Genomic DNA, 21,556 nt, shown 5'->3' with positions numbered 1-21,556 from the left:
TGCCGTGCGGCCCCCGCCTCTCGCCGCTACTCCAGCAACTCCTTCCATCCGCGCAGGACCTCGCGATCGCTGCTGGGCTCGGTGAAGCCGTAGAGCTGCTTGGGAATGTCCAGGCGCTGGCCGCCGTCGCGGGTCACCGGGCGATAGGTCAGGCCGCTGTACCGGCGACTGTGGCGGGTGAAGAAGAGGTCGAGGGGAATCGAAACGAAGAAGCCTTTGTCAAACTTACCTTCGCCGAACTTGTCGGCCGAGACGTCCGTCTTGGTCGCGAAGACGCCGAAGGTGACGCCGTTGTTGAAGGTCCTCGACAGCTCGAGAGTGGCGCCCCAGTCCTTGGCCAGGTAGCGCCCCGCGCGCACGGTCGCCAGGATCTCGTACCACGGCAAGCGGTGATAGTAGCTGACGTGACCGGTCACCACGTCGTAGTTCTGGAGGCCGAAGAGGCCGTCGAAGTCACGCTGCTTGACGTAGTTGACGTCGACCCCGACCGCCCAGCGCTTGCCCTGGGGCCGGTAGAGCACCTCGCCGCCGACCCCGGCGAACATCAGCTCGAAGATACCGACCGAAGCGCGGCCATAGACTTCGGGCGCCAGCTTCGTGATGTAGTCGAGATGAAGGTCGTCGATCCAGACGTCGCTCTCCCGGAGATAGCGGGCGATGTCGCTGCGCACCCGATGCAGGCGGCTGTCGGATTTGAGCTTGAGGTCGTCGTAGTTGTTGTAGATGTCCTTCGCCACGGCACCGCTGACGGTGAGGCCCTGGCTGAGCTGGACCTGTGCCGAGGCCCGGCCGTAGAACTGGAAGAAGAAGAAGTTGTCCGGCCCGCCGATCTGCTGCCGCATGCGCGGCATCAGCGACCACGTGAAGCGCGGGAAGCTGTCCTCGTTCTCGATTCCCTGTTCGCCGCCCTCGAGCGAAGGCGCCTCGACCACGGCGTTCTGCCAGATCTCCTCCGTGCTGCCCTTGTCCTGGAGGGCATTCTCGAGGTCCCTGCGCATGATCGTGATCTGGCTGACCGGCACGCCCAGTTCGGTCAGGACCACGCTGATTTCCTCGATGTGCCGCGGCACATGGGCGGCGACGGCCCGAGCGCCGCGGCCCACCGCGCGCGCCGGATTGCGGTAGCGGTCCTGGGAGAAGTGCACGGTCGCCCGTGACCCCTGCATGTCGAAGCGCTCGCCCTCGAAGCCTTGCCGCTCCAGTTCCGCGAAGACCTGCTCGGCCACGCGGCGCAGCTGCTCCTTCGGGTCGGCCGGCTCGGCGTCCTCGAAAAAGGCGGCCGTTGTCGGCTCCGGCTCCGGGAAGAGACCGAGCCACGTGGGATCCGGCGGCTCGACCAGCGCGATGGGGCTTCCGGTCAGGCTCACCGAGCGCAGGAGCTCGTCCTTGTCGAGCACGATCTCCCAATAGTCCTCGTCCTCGCGTGTCGCGACGATTCGGACCCGCTCGACCGGGCCGTTCAGCTCGGCCCGGATGACCTGCAGGGCGGCCGTCGCCAGCGCCGAGGCGCTGGGTCGCGGCGCCTCGACCGGGACCCGGAGGATCGCGTCGGCATCCTCGTACTCGATGTCGGACACGGTGACGCCGAGCTTCTCGAAATCCTTGAAGAGGCGCTCCACGGTGAGCGTCCGGTCGACGGCCTCGGGCATGGTCAGCATCGCCTGTTGGGCGGCGACCGGGCCATCCATGCCGACCACGTCGACCTGCCGCGGCTCCACCTTGGGCGCCGGCCGGTCGAACTTCGGGAGTCCTTTGTCGGTCATGAGATTGGCGCTAAGGCTGGTGCGCACCATGAACTGGTTGCCGCGCTCGAGGCCGGCGGAGAGCCGCCACCAGGGAAAGACCTCGTATTCCACGGCGAAGTTCAGCGGAAGAGCGACGTCGAACTCGTTGCCGAGGGGCTCGTCCTGGTAGCTGTTGCTGTCGTACTCCAGCTTGAACCTGAGGCCGTCGACCGGCGCAAGGTATTCGATCCCGCCGAAGAAGGCGATCTCCTCGCCGCGGAAGAAGTCGAAGCCGAGACCGCCCGCCCCGGAGTTGTCGCCGCGCTCCTTGGCACTGTCCGAGATCAGCCCGAAGGGGTTGGAGACATGGCCGCGGCTGCCGGCATTGCCCCAGGCCACGCCAAGGGTGAAGTCCCAATTGTAGTAGCGCCGGCTGGCGACCAGAAACTCGCTGCCGAAGAGATCGGTGCCGCCGATGTCGCGCAGGCCGACCGCGATCTGCGGGAAATGCTTGGTTTCCTCCAGCATCAGGATCTTGAGATCGACGCTGCGGTCCTTATAGCTCTGACTGCCGCTGAACTCGCGACTGTTGCTGTATCGGCGGTTGCTGACGTCGGTGTAGCGGAAGGTCCCCTCCAGCCAGTCGAAGATCTGCAGGGTGAAGAACCCACGGGTGTAGGGGTCGACGTGGGACACGCCCAGGTGCAGCTCGCCTTCCGGATGGAAGCGGGCATTGGGCATCTGGATCAGCCCGGTGGTTCCGAAATCGCTGATCGACGGCGTGTACTCCAAGTACTCGGCGTTACTCAGCACATCCTGCTCGTCATCCGCCCAATCAAGGGTTGGGGCACGGTCCTGCGCTTCGTCCTGAGCCTGATCCGAGGCAGCCGTAGCCGGCTCCGCCCGGGCACAGGTCGCATGCAGTTCGACAAGAATGACGAACGTGACGCCTAAGGCTTTAGCAAGCCGCCCAAGGCCGGGGCTGTGTCCCCCCATCGCCCATTGAGTCCCCCCTGCGAGAACATGCCTGCGAAAACATGCCTATCTGTTTATGACCGCCAGCGAGGCTGCCGAGATTGCCAGCTTGCTGAGGATGTCCACCACGGTCACCGAGAACGCCGTCAAATCGAACGGCTTCGGATCGCGCGGCACGACGATGGTGCTACCGGGGGGAATCTGCACCGCGTCGTAGTTCCACGACGAGACCTGGAGCGGTTGTGCCTCGCCGTTGGGCAGGACCACGAAGATCCGGCCCTCGTCGGCGGCCTGTTGGGTGCCGCCGGCCGCCTTGATGTAGGCGTCTGCCGCCTTCCCGGAGCGGAACTGAATGGTTCCGGGGTTGAGCACTTCGCCGCTGACCGTCACGTGGTTCGGCCGCTTCGGCACGTGCAGCCGGTCGCCCGGCTCCAGGATCGTGTCCAGTTCGGGGCGTGCATCCAGCACCGTGGGATCGGCTTCGACGACCACCCGCCCCACGGCATCGGTCTGGCGGAGCCGGGTCGCGAGATCGCGCACCGCCATCACCACCGCCTGCGGGTCGGTGTCACCCTTCTGCTGGATGTTGCCGCTGGCCAAAGCCTCCGCGAGGCCCGACTCCAGGTCGAGGGCCGCCCGCTGGAACGCCCGTCGCTCCTGCTCCTGCACACGGATCCGGGTGAAGACGGAGCCTTCGGGATAGGATTCCATGGTCAGGCCGCCGGCCCGCGCCACGATCTCCGAGAGCCTCTCGCCGCGCCGGATCGTGTAGACGCCGGGCCGCTTGAATTCGCCGGAGAGGAACACGCTGCCGGCGTCACGCTGCGAGAAGCGGGGATTGAAGCGGACGATGTCTCCGGGCTGCAGCGGCACCCTGGCCAGCGACTCCTTGCGGGCGTCGATGGTATTGCGCACCGAGGCCTGGCTCGAGCCGTCTTCGGTCACTTCGAAGCGGGAGAGTTCGATCTGACCGAGGTCGGCCGCAGGAGTCAGTCCCCCCACGACCGGCACCACGGAGCCGGCCGAGGTCCCAGGGGCGACCGGATAGACGCCCGGAATGCGCACCTCGCCCTGGACCGCGACGACGTAGTCGAGGACGAAGGGCAGCAGGTTCGGATAGCGGTCGAAGATCTCCGGACAGGGCCCGCTGACCGGAACCGCGTCCTCGGTCTCGGGATTGAGAAAGAGCCGCGCCTTGGCGAAACGCTCGGAGCGGCTGCGCGAGACCACCGAGGCCAGGCTGTAGAGGCCCTTGCAGCCGGTCAAGCCGGAGATCGAGGTCTCGCTGCCGAGGGCGGAGCCGGCGGTCAAGCCGGCAGGTCGCGCCAAGCTGCCCCGGGCATCCACGCCGACGCGGCCGAGCTCGGAGGGGGCGAAGCCGGAGCGTTCGCTCTCGCGCAGGTCGCGGGCCGAGAGGCTGCCGCCGTCCGAAGCACCGCCCCGCATCCCGACGCCGCCGAGGAGCTCGCCCGCGATGACCTCATCGGGGTTCTCGCCGTTGATCACCGCCTGCACCGCCGCCGACGACAGGAACCGGATGTCGTCCATGCCGAGGACGATCAGACGATCGTTGGGCTTCAGCGGCACGTCGGACTGCCCGGCCGCAATACGGCCGAGGTCCACGGGCACCAGGTGCCGCGCCTTGGTCACGGGATCCGTCGTCTCCAGCGCCGCGAACAGCAGGTAGGGATTCTCGCGCAGGATGTCCGAGGCGTTGACCACGCTGCCGACCGTCCGGTCCCAGCGCAGCGAGCGCGGGCCCGGCACCGAGACGTGGCCGTCGACGAAGAAGGCGCCTTCCCAGGAGTAACCCATCTTGGCGACCAGGATCATGTCGCCGCGCCGCACCGGCGCGCCCTGCGGATCCTCGACCTCGACCACCGTGTCGCCGCCCTCCACGTCGGAGGTCATCACGAGGTAGCGGTAGCCCGAGGGGCGCAAGGTGCCGCCGGCCATGTCGACGGCTTCCCCGACGCTCATGTCGTCGGCCCGGCCGTTGACCTCGTAGATCCCCGGACGCTGGACGTCGCCGGCGATGCCGATGGTCTTGCCGATCGGCGGCACGAAGACCCGGTCCCCCTCCATCAGGGCGAGGTCTTCGTCGAGCTGGCCAGTCAGCAGCAGGTCGTAGAGGTCGACCCCGAAGGACCGGCCGCCACGGATCAGCTGGATGTGCCGCATCGAGCCGGACTTCTGGACTCCGCCGGCCGCCGCGATGGCGTCGAAGACGCTGGCCACGCCGGTCATGCGGTGGACGCCGGGCTGCCTGACCTGGCCCAGCACCATGACCGGAAAATTGCGCACCCGCCCCAGCGAGACGAAGACGTCCGTGCGCAGCAGGGTGACTTCCGCCTGGCGTTCCAGCTCCTCGCGGAACTGGCCGAAGCTGAGGCCGGCCGCCGGCACCGGCGGCATGTTCGGAAGGAAGATCTGGCCCTCGCGGTCGACCGCCGTGCGATAGCTCTCGTTGCTCTGGCCGCGGAAGGTGACGATCAGCTCGTCACCGATGCCCAGCCGATAGCTGTCGTTGATCGCCCCGCCGGTGCCCGGCTCCTGCAGGCCCGACATGCTGCCCAGGAGCCCGTAGCCGAACTGCTCAAGCGGCCTCTTGCCGAACTCCGGCGCCTGCACGGAGATCCGCTCGGCGTAGTCCTCCTCGAGGCGTGAGTGCTCCTCAGGCAGCATCGGGTAGCCGAGCTGAGTGTCGACCCGGCCTTCTAGCTCCAGGGAGTCGACCGGCGAGACGATCTCCCTGGTCGTCTCGTTGAGCAGGGGCTGCTGAGTCCCGCCGAAACGTTGCTGCAGTGAGGGATCGAGGCGCCTCAGTTCATCGCTGATCGACTGCGCGATCGCGTAGTCGACAGGAGGAAGCAAGACCGCCAATATGGCGAAGCTAAGTATCAGCCTTGCGACGCGGGAAGCACCATTACCATTAGCCGATCGCCAGAACTTCGGACCATGTAGAAACATGACCAATTCCCCCCCATTCTCCCTATCCCGACGCCACGCTTTGTTGACCGTTTCAAGCTTCTTTCTTTCGGCCTGCTCGGAAACTGTTGAATCAGCGAGCGAAAGTTTCGGCCTAATTATTGGCGGTCAAGAAGGAGCCCCCATAAGTCGAGATAAGGTCAATTCTATACCATATGCTTCTATCGCCGCCAAGATCGGCAAAGGGCCTAGATCATTAATTATTTTGGGAAAAGTTAACGGTGGCAATTATCACTGGATCACGGCGGACCGCAAAAGCCTGGTCACCCGCGGCGGCCGCTTGGTCCAGACGGCGGGATTGCAAGGCAACCTCCGCCGCAGCAGGCTCCTGGACGAAGACCCCCTACCCGGGCTCGGCACTGGCGCACGGGGGGCTTCCGCCGCCGCGTTCCGGCGGCTGCTCGACCTCGACGCGCCCAGTCGCTACGGCATCATGATCGGCTCCCGCTTCAAGGACCTCGGGCCGGAGGCCGTGGTGATCGCTGAGCTCGAGTGGGACACCCGGCACATCCGCGAGACCTGCCGGGCCCGGGAGATCGACTGGCGGTTCGAGAACGATTATTGGATCGACCCCGAGTACGGCCTGGTCTGGAAGAGCGTCCAGTACTTCCACCCCGACATGCCGCCGGTCGTTATGGAGCTGCTCAAGCCCCCTGCCCGGTAACCTTCGAAGCGAGCGTCTCGGCGGCGACCGCCGCGAGCCGGCGCCGGACTCCCTCGGTCAAATTGTGGGTCGCGTCTGCAGCTTGGATTGCAACGCGCCGATGCGACGCGGTTCCGGGCGGTCAGCCCGCCCTCTCCTTCAGGAGCCTGTCGAGCCCGCAGCCCCGCGGCGCAGACCCTCCGATCTCAGCTCCCGGACCCTGCCTGTAGAGTTCGAGGGCCGCTGCGAGCTGCGGCTCGCCGAAGTCGGGCCAGAGGCAGTCGACGAAGATCAGCTCGCTGTGGGCTGCCTGCCAAAGCAGGAAATTTGAGAGGCGCTGCTCGCCGCTGGTGCGGATGATGATCTCGGGATCCGGTACATCCGGCAGTTGGAGCGCGCCGCGGAAGCGCGTCTCGTCGATCTCGTCCGGCGCCAGCCCTCCCTCCAGGACGGCTGCGATCAAGCGCCGGGCCGCCGACAGGAGCTCCTGCCGACCGCCATAGCTCAACGCGACGATCAGATCGAGCCGCTCCTGGGCCGCCGTAGCGGCTTCCGCTTCGGCCAGGAGCTCGCCGATCCCGGGCGGCAACCGCTCCCGATCGCCGAGGGCCCGAAACCGGACACCCTGACGGCGCAGCGCCCCGATCTCGCTGTGGAGGAACCGCTGCAGGAGCGCCATGAGGTGCTGCACCTCCTCCGTCGGGCGCCGCCAGTTCTCCGTCGAGAAGCCGTACACGGTCAAATAGCGCAATCCCAGCCGCATCGCCGCGCTCACGCTGCGGCGCAGGGCCTCGACCCCTTGGCGGTGCCCGGCGACACGGGGCAGGCCCTTGGCCTTGGCCCAACGGCCATTGCCGTCCATGATCAGGCCAACATGGCGGGGCGCGGCGCGCGGTTCGGAGCCCTGCCCGTTGCTCCGATCCGGTGGATAGACCCTGGTCCGCCCGTCGCCGTCTTTGTCTGCCGCTGTCGATGTCACCCGTCGTCCCCCGTCGCCGCTAAGGCTTCACGGACGGAGTTAACAAGGCCTTAAGGCGGTGTCGAAAAGCCGCCGAGGCTCGGGCGCCGGTCGCAAGACGGCGCCGCCGGCCAGGCGGCGGGGCTGATGCAAACACCAAAGGCCGGGCGACCGCTTCAGGCGCCCGGCCTCGATCCGTTACCGGTGTGTTCGACCGCTCAGTCGGAGGTCGCCGTCGAGGTCGAGGTCGAAGTGGTGGACGAGCTGTTGTTGCCGCCGCTGCCGCCGTCGCCGAGGAGCAAGGCAGCCGCCACGCCGCCGCCGACGACGAAGGGCGCCGCAATCAATGCGCCTTCGAACTCGCCATCGGAAACATCCTGAGCCTGCTGCACGGTGGCCGCCGACCCGGAACCCGCCGCCTCCAGGCTGCCCTTCTTCACCGTGGCATCCTGCGCCATCGCCAGTGCCGGACCCAGCGCCAAAGCAGCGGCTGCAAAGCCCGACAGCAAAATTCTGTTAACCATTATCCTGAGCCCCCTCTAAAGGTATCTCCGGAACTAAGTTGCCCACAATTTTATCCGATTTCAAGTGAAAACGTTAACCAGGGGGCAATGTTTATTGCCCAGGCACGCTTATGGTTAACGCGAGACCGGCGCGCCTATACCCCATTTGAGTGATACAAGAGCCTTCCGGTCGTTGCGGGAAAACGCCGGTTTGGGCCGCGTCGTATGTGGGACGTGGCACCGAATCCCGAGAGCACTTTCGTCTCTATTCAATGCGTTAGACTCATTCCAACTCTGTCGCCACCGAACTAACCCCTCGAAACTACGGAGCCGACCGCGGCAAAACTGCCCGCGTAAGGGGAGCTGTCTTCGCAGCTCTTTTGAGATTGGCCTCGGAAATAAATTCTTCAATCCGGAAAGATTCATTGGAGACAAGCCGAAGCATTAGTGCTAATTTTCCGTAAAAGAAAAAGATGGCTCATTGGGGGATGAGACTTTACACAGGGAGGGGCTCGGACGATGGCCGAGTTGCGAAGGACTCTGGCGGGGGTGGCTTCGGCCACCAGCCTTCGCAAAGCACCGAAAGGATCCGTAAGCACCAAGGGTGCGCAGGTCGACTGGCAGATCCTGGCGGCGGACTTTGCGATTATTGCGTGCGGCCTCGGGCTCGCGCGCCCTACACTGCAGCTGATCGACTGGAGCGGTCTGGGTATCTGGCCGGCCGGCTCTTTCCAACAACTCCAACAGCCGTTTCCGTCCGGCGAAGCCGTCGCTCTGTCGTCGGTCCTCGCGCTGGCCGGGGCCGCGGTGGCGGTGTGGTACTTCTGGTTCCGCGGCCACTATCTCCGGCGCCGCTCGTCCTGGGACCGGCTCGGGGACCTCGCCTTCGTTTCCGGCACACTGGTCGCGGCCGAGGCCCTGGCGTCTTGGCAGGGACTGCCGGGCGCCCTGCAGCTTCCGGCGCTGCTGGCAATGTGGATCATGGTGGCGGCGCTCCTGCTGGCAGGGCGTCTCGGACTGCGCCGCCATCTGGAACGGCGCGGCCTGTGGCGCCGTCCGGCAGTGGTCCTGGGCGGCGGCGGGCGAGCGCGGGAGGTCGCCCGAGCGGTCGCCCAAGACGAAGACCTTGGCCTTGACGTGACCCATATCCTCCAGCTGTCGGAGCCGGACTCCAAGGACAAGCCCGAGACGGCCGTCGTCGCCGGCAGAGAGGTGCCCGTCCTCGTCACCGACGATCCCCTGGCGGCATTGTTCCTGCGGTTCCGCGACCACGTCATCCTGATCGCGCCGCCGCCCGAGCAGTTTGCCGCCGTCGACAAGCTGGTGCCGACCCTGGCCAGCCTCTGTCCGACGGTCGGCGTGGCGCTTCCGACGGTGGGGCTCGCGGTCGAGGGTGCGGCAACGCAGGTGCTGCTGAAGCGCGACCTTGCCTTGGTCTGGATGCAGAACCGACTGATGCGGCCGGAGTGGCGTTTCCTGAAACGCTGCTTCGACGTTCTTACGGCTGCAGGCGCCCTCATCGTCACCTCGCCGGTCCTCCTGACGGCCGCCGTCCTGATACGCTGCCTGGACGGCGCCCCGGTCTTCGTCACCCGGCAGCGCATCGGCCGTCACGGTAAGATCTTCCGGCTGATCAAGTTCCGGACGACGCACGGCAGCTCCCTGGAAGAGCCGGCAAGCGCGAATGCCAAGCTTTCCGGGGAGGAGCCGGCCTTTGGGGACGCCGCCTTCGAAGCCGGCGCGCCCGGGCTGACGCCGCTTGGTCGCCTCCTCCGGCTGACCGGGGTCGACGAGCTTCCGCAGCTTTGGAACGCGCTCATGGGCGACATGAGCTTTGTCGGTCCGCAACCGCTGCTGCGCCGCGAGGTTGGCGACTATGGCGGCAACCTTCACACTTACCTGACGGCGCGGCCGGGTCTCTTCGGCCTGTGGCAGATCAGCGGTCGAGGCAGGGCCCAGCCCCCAGACCGGGCGCGCTTGGACGGCTGGTACCTGCGCAACTGGAGCCTCTGGACCGACATCGTCATCCTGCTCAAGACGGTTCGGCTCTTGCTCGGTCGCGGCCGCGCTCACTCCTAGCGCCGAAGTGCCGACCGGATGGCGGCCTCGCCACCGGGTGGCGTCCAGGCTTTCCAGGCCGCCAGGAAGAAGTCGAGCAGCGCGGCTGCCTAGGGGTCGGCGGTTGGCTTAACGGTAACAATATCTGAGGCGAATATTGGCCCTTACTTTGGTAATCCAATTTTTGCTAGAAGTTATATTGCACTTTCTTTGTGCATGATTGATGATCGCAGAATCCTGTTGTCGAAAGTCCGCGCAACCGCACCTCCAGGACACCAAGCCCATGGCGATTGAATCTTTGAAGGCAGGCAGACCATCCGGCGCTTCGCCGCCCCCGCCGCCAAAGCCGGTCCGGCCGAAGCCCAAGGCTGCGACCGGCGAGGGGCTGAGGCTCGACCTGATCGTCAAAGATCTGCTCCGGAACTGGCACTTCCTTTTGGCGGGCGGCGCCCTGGCACTGCTGGCCGCCCTGACGGTCGTCAACTTCAAGGGCCCGACCTACACGGCCAGCATGATCGTTGCGCCGATCACCGACGATGCCCTGAACAAGGTACAGTTCTACGGCAACAGCTACAGCTTCTCGGACGACAGCCCGCTGCTGAGCGGTTTCGGCGGCGGACAGCCGGAGGAGTTCGAGCGATTCATCGTCCTGCTTCACACCCACAGGGTGGCCGAGATCCTGGAGCAAAAGCATCAGGTCGGCCGGATCCTGTTCTCACCTCTTTGGGACCAGGAGCGCCAGGCCTGGAACCGCCCGGGCGGATTGGCGTTTCGGGCCAAGGCCCTGGCCCGGTCCCTTTTCGGATATCCCGACTGGGAGCCGCCTCGCGCCAAGGAGGTCCAGGTCTATCTGCGCAAGAATCTCGATGTCTCGCCCTTGAGCCGGGGCGCCATGCGCTCGGTGTCCCTGTCGGGCAAGGATCCGGAACACCTGGCGCAGATCCTTTTGTGGCTGTTCGAGGAAACCAGCGCCCTGATGCGCGAGGAACGCAACGCCTCGCTGAGCAACAACATAAACTATCTGCAGGATCGGCTGGGCCAGTCACGGATCGACATCTATCGCGAGTCCCTGATCTCGCTGCTCGCCGACCAGGAGCGCGAGCTCATGCTGTCCCAGACCGAGCAGCCTTACGGCGCCGTCCTTCTGGAGGCACCGGTCCCTCCGCTTCAGCCGAGCGGGCTTGAGCCCCTGATTCTCCTGACCGCGGCCTCGCTTGGAGGTCTGGGCCTCGCCGCACTGCTGGTACTGAGCGTCACCCTACCGCGCCGACGCTTGGCGCAGGCGGACCGTCAGAGGTCTGCCACGCCAAGGTTCCCGTGACTGCGTCCCGGCGCAGGCGTTGCGGGATGGGCCTGCCCTAGAGATCCGACAGGCCCGATCACCCTCGGGCCGCGAATGACATGAAAGACCCAGGCATGACGCAGGTATCCGCAGACAGCGATCTCATCGCGGCGCCGAAAGCGCCGGTCTCGCTGTTTCGCTACTTCCTGACCAACGGCAGCACGGCAGCGGTCATCAAGCTGACGGCCGTCATCCTCAGCTACCTCTTCCTGATCCTGCTCGCCCGCAGCGTCGACGAAGCGGAATACGGTCGCTACGGCTTCGCGATCAGCCTCACCGTGTTTCTCGGGATCGTCGCGAACTGCGGCCAGAGCACGGCGCTGCTGCGCTTCTGGTCGCAGTTTCAGGCCAAGCTGGATCCGGCCCGCGCCAAGGGCGCCCTAGTCCGAAGCTACGTCACGGTCCTGCTCGGGACCGGCGCCATCTTTTGCCTGGCCTTCTCGACCTTGTTTCTCGCCAAGCTCGCGAAGCCCGAACTGGACATCGGCTACCTCTATGCCGCCGCGTTCCTCACCATCCCCGCCGCGCTTTCCGCCTTCCAGAGTGCCGCGATGCGCGCCCTGGGATACGTCGCCCGCGCGATGCTGCCGACGGAGATTTTCCACCGCGGCTTCATGGTCATCGTGCTGCTCTACCTCATCGGCAGCAGCCTGCGGCTCTCGGCCGAGCTCGTTCTCTGGATATCGGGCGCCTTGTGGCTCATCCTCCTGATCCCGCAGGCGATCAAGATCCTCCGCGAAGCGCAGCGCCAGGCGCCGGGCGTCGAGGCCGAGCTGGACATCCCCGGCTGGCGCAGCGTCAGTCTTGGCCTTTGGGGCTTGGGGGTGCTCGGCATCCTGAGCCAAAGCTCCGACGTGGTCGTGCTCGGGCTCTACTACGGCCCGGAGGAAACCGGAACCTACTTCGTCGCCCTCAAGGTCGCCACGATGTTCATCATCTTCTTCGCAACGACCAACGTGCTGACCGCGCCGATGATCTCCAGGGCCTATCACGCCGGCGACCGCCATGAAGTTCAGGAGATCTGCCGGACCATCTGCGCGCTGCTGTTCCTGCCTGCCGGCTTTGGCCTCCTCGTCGTGTTCTTCGCGGGAGACCTCATCCTCGGCCTCTTCGGCTCCGGCTTCGCGGAGGGCCACGTGATCCTCGCCGTCCTTTCCGCCGGCTTCGCGATCCAGATCCTGTCAGGGCCGGCCACCGTGTTGCTGACGATGACCGGGCACGAGACCAAGCACCTCAAGATTCTCGGGATCACGCGGGTGGCCATGGTCGGCGCGCAGGTCCTGCTGATCCCCGTCCTGGGCCCGCTCGGCGCCGCGATCGGAAGCGCCCTCGGCCAGGTCGCCCTGGCGATGTGGATCCGGGGCTTCGCCATCCGCCACCTCGCCATCGACCCGACGGTACTCTGCCTCCTTAAGGCCCGGCGGAGAGTCGTCGTACAAACGCGATAAGATTGAAATCAGGACGGATAAAGGCTCCTGATCAATGGATTACATCATAAACTTCATACATGATGGCAAGGCCATCTACCCGGATATCGACGGCTACCGGGACTATTTCTCCGGCACCTACGAGATACGGGAGTCTTCGCTGAGCCAGTACAGGAGGCAAGGCGACCCGGCTCGGACCATCCTCTGGGTCATCATGGGGTTCTATCCCCGACCGGCACCACCGGCTTTGGCGACGATCCACGACTACCGGTCCCTGTCCGTCGGCGCGCTCGCCCCGCTCAAGGACCGACTGAAGAAGCTCCTCAACTTCAAGCCAGACCTGCGGATCATCCAGAACGAGGTCATGAGCGACCTGATCGGATTCTCCGACGGTGTGCCGGAGCTCTTCCTGGACATGGGCGTGCGTTCGGCGCTGGTCGAGAATGCCAGGCGATCGGCGCCGCAGGTATCCGACTACGACTTCGTCTACATCGGCACCGTGTCCAGGGAACGGCAGATCGACGTGCTGATCGAGTCCTTCCTCCGCCGCTATCCTCGCGGCCGAAGGTTTCTGCTGATCGGTCCCGCCGACGAGAACATCGTCCGGCAGTTCATGGACCGGAAGAACGTCGTCTTCACCGGCCGGGTTCCGCAAGCCGAAGCCTTCGATCTCGTGATGAAGAGCAAGGTCGCGATCAGCTTTTTTCCGTCACACCGTCCGCACTGCTTTCAGACCCCGACGAAGTTGATCGAATATGCGGCCCTCGGGCGGCCCATCCTGGCAAACGACAGCCCGATGAACTTGGCGACGATACGGCGCTACAACATCCTTGCGACGGTGACCTCCGGGGACACCTTCGCCTCGGCGCCGGAGCCGGAAGAGATTGCAGAAAGCGCGGTCCCCGACCCCTGCCCCTTCACCTGGCCGAGGGTGATCGCCGACAGCGGCGTCGAGGCGCACCTCGAGACCCTGATCGCTGACCGAGAAGCAAGGAGATAGCCGACGATGCGACCACGGCAAGACCTTTGCGTTCCCGCCGCGCCGCGCCGCGCAACGACCTTCGAAATCTCAGTTCGCCCGGCGGGCTCAGGGTTTGCCGGCGCGGGCGGCCGCGACGCGAGAGAGGCCGGCGGCAGGAGTCATGTCCGGAGCGCCGGATATCGGGCGGCGAGGGTCGGCCGATGACCCGGGATACGGTCCTGGTCACCGGCGGCGCGGGCTACATCGGCAGCCACGTGGTCCTCGCCTTGCTGGAGGCCGGCTACCCTGTCGTGGTCGTCGACGACCTTTCGACCGGCCGTCGCGATGCCGTGGCCCCGGCGGCCGCCTTCGTCGAGGGGGACATCGGCGACCCGCAGTTGGTTGCAAAGACGGTTCGAGACCGCGGTGTCGGCGCCGTCATGCATTTCGCCGGTTCCATCGTGGTCCCGGAATCCGTCGCCGATCCCCTGAAGTACTACCTGCAGAACACCTGCAAGAGCCGCGGCCTGATCCAATGCTGCGTCGAAGCCGGCGTGGGGCGCTTCGTCTTTTCCTCGACCGCGGCGGTCTACGGCAGCGTCGGAGACGGGCCGGTCCCGGAGTCCGCGCCGACCCTGCCGGCCAGTCCCTATGGGACCTCGAAGCTGATGACAGAGTGGATCCTGCGCGACGTTGCCGCCGCCCACGATCTGTCCTATGCCGCGCTGCGCTATTTCAACGTCGCCGGCGCCGATCCCAAGGGACGAAGCGGCCAGTCGACCCCCGGCGCCACCCACCTGATCAAGGTCGCCTGCGAGGTGGCGGCAGGCAAGCGGCCCTCCATGGAGATCTTCGGCGAAGACTACGAGACGCCGGACGGCACCTGCGTGCGCGACTACATCCATGTGACGGATCTGGCGGACGCCCACCTGGCGGCCCTTCGGGACCTCGAGGAGAACGGCCGGAACCTGACCCTGAACTGCGGCTACGGCCGCGGCTACTCGGTCAAGCGGGTCCTGGAGTCGGTGGAACGCGTCGCGGGCTTCGCCCTGAACGTCCGGAGCGGTCCGCGGCGGCCCGGCGACGTCGCCGAGATCGTCGCCGACGCCTCGATGATCCGCCAGCAGCTCGGCTGGCAGGCCCGCCACGAAGACCTCGACGGTATCGTGCGCGACGCGCTGGCCTGGGAACGCAAGCTCGCCGGTGATCCCTAGCTCAGCGGGCCGCTCGCAGCGTGCGTTTCAAGGTTCGCAGGCGCGGCCAGTGCCCCGCTAGCGCTGAGTGTTGTACCAGCGCACGAACTCCTCGAAGAGCTGCTCCCTTTGCTGGTCCGAGATGTTCTGCACGCCGGAAGACTGCTGAAAGCTGGCCAGGAAGCGGTTGAAGGCGGTCTTAAGCTCGCTGGTCGGCGCCTTGGTGTTCGTGGCCAGCCACTCCTCCGCCGGCTTGAACCGCGTCCAGCCGGGCACCTCCGCCGCCAGGTTGATGTCGCGCCATTTCGGATGCCGCGGCTCCTTGCGGAACTTCTCGAAGTTGTCGAAGAACTTCTTCACGAAACGCGACAGCTTGCGGTACTGGGCCGTGTTCTCCGGCCAGTTGTAGACCGCCAGAACCGCACCGCTGGCCACGGTCGGCACCGCCTCGCCCTGGGGAATCAGCCCTGGATAGTCCTCGTGCTTGAGCGAGGCCGGAAGGTAGACTTCCAGGAGCCTGCTGTACCTGGGGTCGCTGGGGTCGACGCCGATGAAATGCAGGCCCTGTTCGGAAAGGAGGTCCTTATAGCCCTTGACCGGCGCGCCGGCGAGCAGGCTAGTGGCGGCGACCTCGCCCGTCTTCATCTTCTCCAGCGCCAGCTGGGTGTCGATGTTGATGATGTTGGCGTCGATACCCATCAGCTTGAAGACCGTCCGGCCCCCGATGTCGGTGGCGCTCCAGGGCTTCCAGAAATTGACCGTCTTGCCGCGCAGGTCGTCGAGTTTCTTGAACTCCTTGCGCGCCACCAGGTGGAACTCGGCGTTGTAGAGCTTCGTGATGTAGTGCACGTAGCGGTCGACACTGCCGTAGACCGCCGGATTCTCCTGCTTGAAGAAGGTCAGATGGTCCTGCTGGGTGATCCCCATGTCGACACCCTTCAGGAACAGCACGTCGAGCACGTTTTGACCGCCGCCCCGCCCGACAATCGGCAAGACCCGAAGCTGGTTGGTCTCGGTGTCGTCCAAGACGTTAGCCAAGTCCGTGGCGAAGCGGATGTAGGTGCCGGAGATGCCGCCACCTATGACGCTGACCGTGCTTCGGTTCCGTTCCTGCTTGGCTTCGGTCAGACTGTTTTGCGCCATGCCCTGGGGCGTCAGAAGAGCGGATAGGGCGAGAATGCCAAGGACCTTGGTGGCGACGGTAACGACTCGGGAAAGATTCACGACAACCTCCGGTGGGCGACCCAACGCGCGTCATTTTAGGAGAAAGATCCCCGAGAACAATATCTATCCGCCCTAGCAATCCGTTAAGGATTTTTAATCAAAGGATAATTCGCGTCAGAGGTAGTTCCTTTAGGGTAAACTTGGCCCAGTTTCTTTGTTTTCTGTGATCATCCGAGCCGCGTTCCGCTACCGCCCACAGGGGCTGCCTGTACAACCGTCGAGCGACCCGACACAGCCCTCATGAATTGAAATGCCAGGACTTCCAACGCTCTGATGGTGCAGGAAACGCGGCCCAAACCTGAATCGAGTCGGCGCGCCGCGGCCTTGAGAGCGCCTTCGGCGGCTATCCCGCTGGGCCAACGACACTTCTTCGACACGCTATCCTCACCGAGATCGTACAAGCAGGATCGCGTCGCTGAGGTGGTAATCCCTTAGCGTCAAGGGCGCGTAAAAGACTTGTTTACCATCCTCCTTCCAACATTCGGCCGGCAACGACGAAGCCGAGCCAGCTACGGCTTTGTCGTCCTCCGCTGTTCGATCGACGCGACCGAAGGGACGACTACGAGATGGCAGACCATTCGATCCAGGGAGAGTCCTCGACACAGACCGACCGTTCCGACCAAGTGGTTCCAGAGCGCCGCCGCGCTGCAACCATGAGCCTGACTGCCTTCGCGATGGCCGGTCTGATCGCGCTGACGGCCTGCGTCGCACCAATGCCCCTGACGGAAGGGCCGAGGGCTCGCCTGATCTCCGGTATCGCCGAGCCGCGCGACCGAAACAACATGGACATCACGCTCTACGAGTATTCCGTGACCGCCTGGGGCAAGTGCCTTGAGCTGGCGAGCACGCGCTCCCCGGTCTCCGCGGTCTTCTCGGTGGTGACCTTGTCGCCCTACCACGCCTGTTCGGTGGTGCCGAGGGACCACGAGCTGAGGGCCGGCCAGCGGCCCTGGTGCATCGTCGCGGTTCCGAAGGGCGACGAGGAGCTGCTCGAGCACGAACTGCGGCATTGCGAGGGCTGGGCCGCGCCGAAGCCGAAGACGGCGCGCATGCGCGACTGGCCCGACGACCAGGACAGCTGACACCATCGAGCCGCCACGGCGCGCGCTACTCCCAGGCAACCACGGCTTCGCGGGTCGCCTCGTCGAGCAGCACCCGCACCGCGTGGAAGACGAAATCGTCCGGATTGCCGTCACGCAGGAGACGGCTCTTCTTAGCGTTGAGGTCGTCGAGGGATCGCAGGACGATCTTGCGGAATTCCTTCTCGAAGCGTAGCCAGTCGAAGCGGGCGTGCGGCAGGTAGCGCCGGGTCGCTAGGACGATGCCAAAGCCGACGTGCCGGCTGGAGAGGCGCTCCACATAGGCGACCAGGCGCTTGGCGGCGGCCCGGCGCTCCGGCGTCAGCGCCCCTTCGGCGCCCAGGAGCTCGAGCTCGTAGCAGAGCCACTGGAAGATGAACTCGTGATAATCGGAAGGGCTGCCGCGCTGCAGCAGCTTTGGATTGACCGGGACGACGCCGCGAACCTCCTTTTGAGCCAAGATCTGCCCCCTGCGGCGAGGCTGCGCGGCCTCGCGATCACACTGTTGCCGTCGGCCGACATCCGGGGCACCGGGGTGCCGGCGGCCGACCGGCCAGAAACCTCGCTCCGATGCCCAGGTCCGGTCAAGTCCCCAGAGACGATTCCCGCCGCGATCGGGTCCTGCCGCTGCGCGGCGTCAGCGAGGCTGGGGCCTCTCCCGATGGTACTCGAAGGTCTCGTTGATCTTGTCCAGCAGGTGCTGGCCCCCGGTCGTCGGCGGGTACTTCGGCGGATCGTCTGGGCCGCAGCAGGTCGGCAGCACCGCGACCTCGGCTTCGAAGTTCGGGTCGAAGAAGAAGGGCATGGAATAGCGCTCCCGGCCCGAGGCGTTGATCACCCGGTGATAGGTCGAGGCGAAGCGGTCGTTGGTCCAGCGCGCCATCATGTCACCGATGTTGACCACGAAGGTCCCGGGGATCGGCGGCGCGTCGATCCACGTGCCGGCGGCGTTGCGGACCTGCAGGCCGCCGACCGGGTCCTGGGCCAGGATGGTCAGGCAGCCGAAGTCGGTGTGGGCCCCGGCACCGATCCGCTTCTCGGTGATCCGCCCGCCCTGCGGCGGGTAATGCAGCGGGCCCAGGGTGGTCATGGGCTCGCTCAGCAGCGGCGTGAAGTGCTCTTCCGCAAGGCCGAGGGCGAGCGCGAAGGCCCGCATGATCTGCCGCCCGAGAGCCTCCAGGGCATCGAAGTAGCGTTGCATCGCCTCCTGCCAGCCCGGGAGGCCGCCGGGCCACTGGTTCGGGCCATGCAGCGGCAAGCCCTGCCTGACCCGCGGATGGGCCGGGCCGAGGTCGCGGCCGATCTTGATTCCCTCCTTAAGGTCCCCGTCTTTGGTCTGCTTTTCCGGATCGAGGTTCTCGCCGCCGACCGAGAAGTAGCCGCGGTGGCAGGCGGAGTTCTCGATCGCGATCTCCCGCTTGCGCGCCGCCGGCTGGTCGAAGAAGCGCTTGGCCGCGGCGAAGCTGGCCGCGACCAGGGCCTCGGGAATGCCGTGGTTCTTCAGGTAGAAGAAGCCGATGTCGCGGCAGGCCCGGCCGATCTCCTCGGCCACCCGCCGGCGCGCCCGGAGATCGCCGGCGAGGAAAGGTCCGAAGTCGACGACCGGGACCGCCTCCAGGGCCAGCCTCTTGCCGCGCAGGCTTCGGGCCAGCTGGATCTTCTCCCGCGGTGTCATGCGCCGCGCACCCGTCTGGTCAGCATGAACACGGTGTAACCGAGGAGCAGGATCAGCGCCGCCCCGGTGGTCGTCAAGGCCCCCAGAGTCGGCACGAGGGGCGTATAGCCCGAGACCATCTTGGCGTAGAGCCACTCCGGCACGGTCTGGTCGGCGCCGGTGGTAAAGAGCGACAGCGGAAAGTTGCCCCAGGACAAGAGGAAGGCGAAGAGCGCGCCGGAGATCACGCCCGGCGCCAGGACCGGCAGGGTGACCTCCTTCAGGGTCTGCCAGCGGCTCGCGCCCAGGTCGAAGGCCGCCTCCTCCAGGGCCGGATCGAAGCTGTAGGCCTGGATCGAGATCACGAGGGTGACGATCGGCGTGATCCACACCAGGTGGGCGATCACCGCCGTGCGCCAGTCCGGGATGATCCCGACCGAGGAGAACCAGATCAGCAGGGCCAGGCCCAGGACCGCCTGGGGGAAGAAGATCGGCAGCAGGATGATCCGCTGGTAGAGCCGCCGGCCGCGCCAGTCGAAGCGGGCAAAGGCCAGGGCGCCGAAGAAGGCCAGCAGGACCGAGGTCAGGGCGACCAGCAGCGCGATGGTCAGCGAGGTGGAGACCAGTTCGCGCACGCTGAGCGAGGAGAAGGCCTTCTCGTACCAGGTGGTGTCGTAGCGCAGGATCGGGAAGCGGAAGTAGCGGGCCTTGGAGAAGGAGGCCAGGCCGACGCAAAGGATCGGCAGGTAGAGGAAGATCAGGATCGCGGCGGTCCAGACCGCGATCAGGCCGTGGGTCAGCCGCTTGGCTTGACGCCGGGTCATGTCCGGCGCCCCAGGATGCGGTCGAGGTCGAGCCAGCGCAGCAGGGTGATCACCAGGGTCCCGGAGAAAACGATCAGGATCACCGAGAGCGCCGAGCCCAGGGGCCAGTTCTGGCCGAAAGTGAAGGCGGTCTCGATCTCGTCGGCGATCATGATCACCGCCTGGCCGCCTAGGATCTTGGACTCGGCCAGGGACCCCAACGAAAGGATGAAAGTCAGCAGGCAACCGATCAGGAGGCCCGGCATGGCCAGCGGCAGCTCGATCTCGCGGAAGACCTGCCAGCGCGAGGCGCCCAGGTCCTCGGCGGCCTCGGTCGCGTCCTGGGGAATCATCGAGATGCCCAGGACCATCGGGAAAAGCATGAAGGGCAGATAGACGTAGACCAGGCCCAGGATGATGGCGCCGACGTTGTAGATCAGGCCGTCTGACTCGATGCCCAGCCAGGTCTCCAGGCCGCCGAGCAGCACCCCGCCCTTGATCAGGAAGAGAACCCAGCCAAAGAGCCGAATGTTTTCAGAAACGAAGAGCGGAATGACGAGAAAAAGGGTGAGCCAATTGGCCCAAGCCCCGAAAATCTTGGCCATGCCGTAGGCGATCGGCCAAGAGACCAGGAGCAGCAGGGCCACGGTCGCCAGGGCCAGGCCGAGGGACTTGGCGAAGGACAAGTAGTAGCTCTCGGCCAGGACGTCGGCGTAGTTCTCAAGGGTCAGTCCCTGGCCGAAGTCGAAGGTCCGCGGCGGCAGGAAGCTGTAGCCGAGCACGGTCAGCAGGGGCGCGGCGAAGCTGAGCGCCAGGAAGACCAGCATCGGCAGGGCGCAGAGCACGCCCGGGCTGCGCAGCCAGGCCGGCCAGGCGCCGCGGCGCGGCGGCGCGGCGGAGACCGACAGGTCCTGGCCAAGGGCGGTCATTCCGGCGCCAGCACGCTGTCGCGTGCGTCCCAGCCGATGGTGACCCGGTCGTCCAGGTCGCCGCGGTAGCGTTGCTCGCGCAGCTTCTCGACGATGAAGACCTGGCCGCCGACCCGGACCTGGTACTGGATCCGCGAACCCAGGGCGTATTCGTTGTAGAGCACGCCCTCGACCCGGTTGTCGGCGCTCTCGCCCTCGCCGAGGAAGCGCAGGTATTCCGGCCGGATCACCAGGAATCCGCTCTCGAAGCCCTCCGCCGCCGGGGCCTGGAGGACGGTCTGAAGGCCGGCGCAGTAGAGCCCTTGCCCGTTCGCCTCGACCTCCAGGACGTTGACCTCGCCCATGAACTCCGAGACGAAGCGGCTGGCCGGCCGGCTGTAGATCTCGTCCGGCGCCCCGACCTGGACCAGGCTGCCGGCCCGCATGATGCCGATGCGGTCGGACATCACCATGGCCTCCTCCAGGGAGTGGGTGATGTAGACGAAGGTCTTGCCGGTGTCCTTGTGGATGTCCTTCAGTTCCTTCTCCAGCATCTTGCGCAGCCGGAAGTCGATGGCCGAGAGCGGCTCGTCGAAGAACAGGATCTCGGGGTCGAAGGCCAGGGCCCGGGCCAGGGCGACCCGCTGGCGCTCGCCGCCGGAGCACTGCTTGACCGACTTGCCGTAGAAGTCGCGCGGCAGGCGTAGCTGGTCCATCAGCTGATGGCAGCGGGTCCGGCGCGCTTCCGGGTCGACGCCGCGCATCTTCAAGGGAAACTCGATGTTCTGACCGACCGTCTTGTGGGGAAACAGGGCCAGGGACTGGAAGACCATGCAGGTCGGGCGCTGGTTGGCGGAGAGCTCATTGATCCGCGCGCCGCGCAGCAGGATGTCGCCTTCGCTCGGCGCCTCGAGCCCGGCCAGCATGCGGATCAGGGTGGTCTTGCCGGAGCCCGAGGGGCCGACGATGGTGAAGAACTCGCCCTCGACGATGTCGAGGTCGATGTCCCGCACCGCCTCGAAGCTGCCGAAGCGCTTCTTCACGCCGACGAGCCGCAGGATAGGCTCAGGCATCGCTAGGCTTTCTCCCCGCCGCCGCGAAATGAAGGGAAGGCCG

Annotated in this window: 16 protein-coding genes and 1 pseudogene; 7 read left to right on the top strand and 10 right to left on the bottom strand. The window is 65.9% G+C overall.

Features of this window, described 5'->3' with window-relative positions; all coding sequences use genetic code 11:
• Nucleotides 1-26: 26 nt before the first annotated feature.
• On the bottom strand, nt 27-2,537 hold the full coding sequence (locus QNJ30_18160) for a YjbH domain-containing protein (protein MDJ0945397.1): 2,511 nt from the start codon (nt 2,535-2,537) through the stop codon (nt 27-29).
• A 228-nt stretch (nt 2,538-2,765) separates the two neighbouring features.
• Nucleotides 2,766-5,573, bottom strand: a complete 2,808-nt coding sequence (locus QNJ30_18155; protein ID MDJ0945396.1) for an SLBB domain-containing protein — start codon at nt 5,571-5,573, stop codon at nt 2,766-2,768.
• A gap of 94 nt (nt 5,574-5,667) precedes the next feature.
• Between QNJ30_18155 and QNJ30_18150 the strand changes: the two genes are divergently transcribed.
• On the top strand, nt 5,668-6,351 hold the full coding sequence (locus QNJ30_18150; GenBank protein MDJ0945395.1) for a YjbF family lipoprotein: 684 nt from the start codon (nt 5,668-5,670) through the stop codon (nt 6,349-6,351).
• A gap of 121 nt (nt 6,352-6,472) precedes the next feature.
• On the opposite strand, the pseudogene uppS reads toward QNJ30_18150, so the two are convergent.
• Nucleotides 6,473-7,213 (bottom strand): annotated as a pseudogene (uppS, locus tag QNJ30_18145) (polyprenyl diphosphate synthase).
• Nucleotides 7,214-7,506: 293 nt separating this feature from the next.
• A complete protein-coding gene (locus QNJ30_18140; GenBank protein MDJ0945394.1) occupies nt 7,507-7,812 on the bottom strand; it encodes a hypothetical protein in 306 nt (101 codons plus the stop codon).
• Between the two features lie 498 nt (nt 7,813-8,310).
• Between QNJ30_18140 and QNJ30_18135 the strand changes: the two genes are divergently transcribed.
• The 5 genes from QNJ30_18135 (at nt 8,311) to galE (ending at nt 14,793) form a co-directional block, all read left to right on the top strand.
• The gene (locus tag QNJ30_18135; protein MDJ0945393.1) at nt 8,311-9,870 is read left to right on the top strand and encodes a sugar transferase; all 1,560 of its coding nucleotides are present in this window, start codon (nt 8,311-8,313) and stop codon (nt 9,868-9,870) included.
• Nucleotides 9,871-10,132: 262 nt separating this feature from the next.
• A complete protein-coding gene (locus QNJ30_18130) occupies nt 10,133-11,170 on the top strand; it encodes a hypothetical protein (GenBank protein MDJ0945392.1) in 1,038 nt (345 codons plus the stop codon).
• 95 nt (nt 11,171-11,265) lie between these two features.
• Complete coding sequence (locus QNJ30_18125; protein MDJ0945391.1) at nt 11,266-12,639, top strand: lipopolysaccharide biosynthesis protein; 1,374 nt, start codon at nt 11,266-11,268, stop codon at nt 12,637-12,639.
• Between the two features lie 34 nt (nt 12,640-12,673).
• Nucleotides 12,674-13,618, top strand: a complete 945-nt coding sequence (locus QNJ30_18120; protein MDJ0945390.1) for a glycosyltransferase — start codon at nt 12,674-12,676, stop codon at nt 13,616-13,618.
• A gap of 182 nt (nt 13,619-13,800) precedes the next feature.
• Nucleotides 13,801-14,793: a UDP-glucose 4-epimerase GalE gene (galE, locus tag QNJ30_18115; GenBank protein MDJ0945389.1), complete on the top strand. Its 993-nt coding sequence runs from the start codon at nt 13,801-13,803 to the stop codon at nt 14,791-14,793.
• 57 nt (nt 14,794-14,850) lie between these two features.
• Here the strand turns inward: galE and QNJ30_18110 are convergent, their stop codons facing one another.
• Nucleotides 14,851-15,996: a TAXI family TRAP transporter solute-binding subunit gene (locus tag QNJ30_18110; GenBank protein ID MDJ0945388.1), complete on the bottom strand. Its 1,146-nt coding sequence runs from the start codon at nt 15,994-15,996 to the stop codon at nt 14,851-14,853.
• 566 nt (nt 15,997-16,562) lie between these two features.
• Here QNJ30_18110 and QNJ30_18105 point away from each other — a divergent pair.
• On the top strand, nt 16,563-17,078 hold the full coding sequence (locus QNJ30_18105) for a hypothetical protein (GenBank protein MDJ0945387.1): 516 nt from the start codon (nt 16,563-16,565) through the stop codon (nt 17,076-17,078).
• A gap of 25 nt (nt 17,079-17,103) precedes the next feature.
• On the opposite strand, the gene QNJ30_18100 is transcribed toward QNJ30_18105, so the two are convergent.
• The 5 genes from QNJ30_18100 to QNJ30_18080 all read right to left on the bottom strand — a co-directional run bounded on the left by QNJ30_18100 (nt 17,104) and on the right by QNJ30_18080 (nt 21,513).
• Nucleotides 17,104-17,535, bottom strand: coding sequence for a hypothetical protein (locus tag QNJ30_18100; protein MDJ0945386.1), 432 nt, complete (start codon nt 17,533-17,535; stop codon nt 17,104-17,106).
• A 177-nt stretch (nt 17,536-17,712) separates the two neighbouring features.
• A complete protein-coding gene (locus QNJ30_18095) occupies nt 17,713-18,750 on the bottom strand; it encodes a 2-oxoglutarate and iron-dependent oxygenase domain-containing protein (GenBank protein ID MDJ0945385.1) in 1,038 nt (345 codons plus the stop codon).
• Complete coding sequence (locus tag QNJ30_18090) at nt 18,747-19,553, bottom strand: ABC transporter permease (GenBank protein ID MDJ0945384.1); 807 nt, start codon at nt 19,551-19,553, stop codon at nt 18,747-18,749. Before QNJ30_18090 ends, QNJ30_18095 begins: the two co-directional genes overlap by 4 nt.
• Nucleotides 19,550-20,461: an ABC transporter permease gene (locus QNJ30_18085; protein ID MDJ0945383.1), complete on the bottom strand. Its 912-nt coding sequence runs from the start codon at nt 20,459-20,461 to the stop codon at nt 19,550-19,552. The genes QNJ30_18090 and QNJ30_18085 overlap by 4 nt, the downstream gene beginning before the upstream one ends.
• Nucleotides 20,458-21,513, bottom strand: coding sequence for an ABC transporter ATP-binding protein (locus tag QNJ30_18080; protein MDJ0945382.1), 1,056 nt, complete (start codon nt 21,511-21,513; stop codon nt 20,458-20,460). The genes QNJ30_18085 and QNJ30_18080 overlap by 4 nt, the downstream gene beginning before the upstream one ends.
• Nucleotides 21,514-21,556 lie beyond the last annotated feature (43 nt).

Source organism: Kiloniellales bacterium (assembly GCA_030066685.1).
In the GTDB taxonomy this organism is placed as follows: Bacteria; Pseudomonadota; Alphaproteobacteria; order Kiloniellales; family JAKSBE01; genus JAKSBE01.
The sequence above is the reverse complement of the archived record's forward strand: the minus strand, read 5'-3'. Positions and strand labels throughout refer to the sequence as shown.

Bases quoted from the DNA above. Each gene is read 5' to 3' on its own strand.
- QNJ30_18085 (MDJ0945383.1), bottom strand. From the start codon at position 20,461: ATGACCGCCCTTGGCCAGGACCTGTCGGTCTCCGCCGCGCCGCCGCGC.
- QNJ30_18120 (MDJ0945390.1), top strand. From the start codon at position 12,674: ATGGATTACATCATAAACTTCATACATGATGGCAAGGCCATCTACCCG.
- QNJ30_18150 (MDJ0945395.1), top strand. From the start codon at position 5,668: ATGACCAATTCCCCCCCATTCTCCCTATCCCGACGCCACGCTTTGTTG.
- QNJ30_18125 (MDJ0945391.1), top strand. From the start codon at position 11,266: ATGACGCAGGTATCCGCAGACAGCGATCTCATCGCGGCGCCGAAAGCG.
- QNJ30_18090 (MDJ0945384.1), bottom strand. From the start codon at position 19,553: ATGACCCGGCGTCAAGCCAAGCGGCTGACCCACGGCCTGATCGCGGTC.
- QNJ30_18095 (MDJ0945385.1), bottom strand. From the start codon at position 18,750: ATGACACCGCGGGAGAAGATCCAGCTGGCCCGAAGCCTGCGCGGCAAG.
- QNJ30_18105 (MDJ0945387.1), top strand. From the start codon at position 16,563: ATGGCAGACCATTCGATCCAGGGAGAGTCCTCGACACAGACCGACCGT.
- galE (MDJ0945389.1), top strand. From the start codon at position 13,801: ATGACCCGGGATACGGTCCTGGTCACCGGCGGCGCGGGCTACATCGGC.
- QNJ30_18140 (MDJ0945394.1), bottom strand. From the start codon at position 7,812: ATGGTTAACAGAATTTTGCTGTCGGGCTTTGCAGCCGCTGCTTTGGCG.
- QNJ30_18135 (MDJ0945393.1), top strand. From the start codon at position 8,311: ATGGCCGAGTTGCGAAGGACTCTGGCGGGGGTGGCTTCGGCCACCAGC.
- QNJ30_18080 (MDJ0945382.1), bottom strand. From the start codon at position 21,513: ATGCCTGAGCCTATCCTGCGGCTCGTCGGCGTGAAGAAGCGCTTCGGC.
- QNJ30_18130 (MDJ0945392.1), top strand. From the start codon at position 10,133: ATGGCGATTGAATCTTTGAAGGCAGGCAGACCATCCGGCGCTTCGCCG.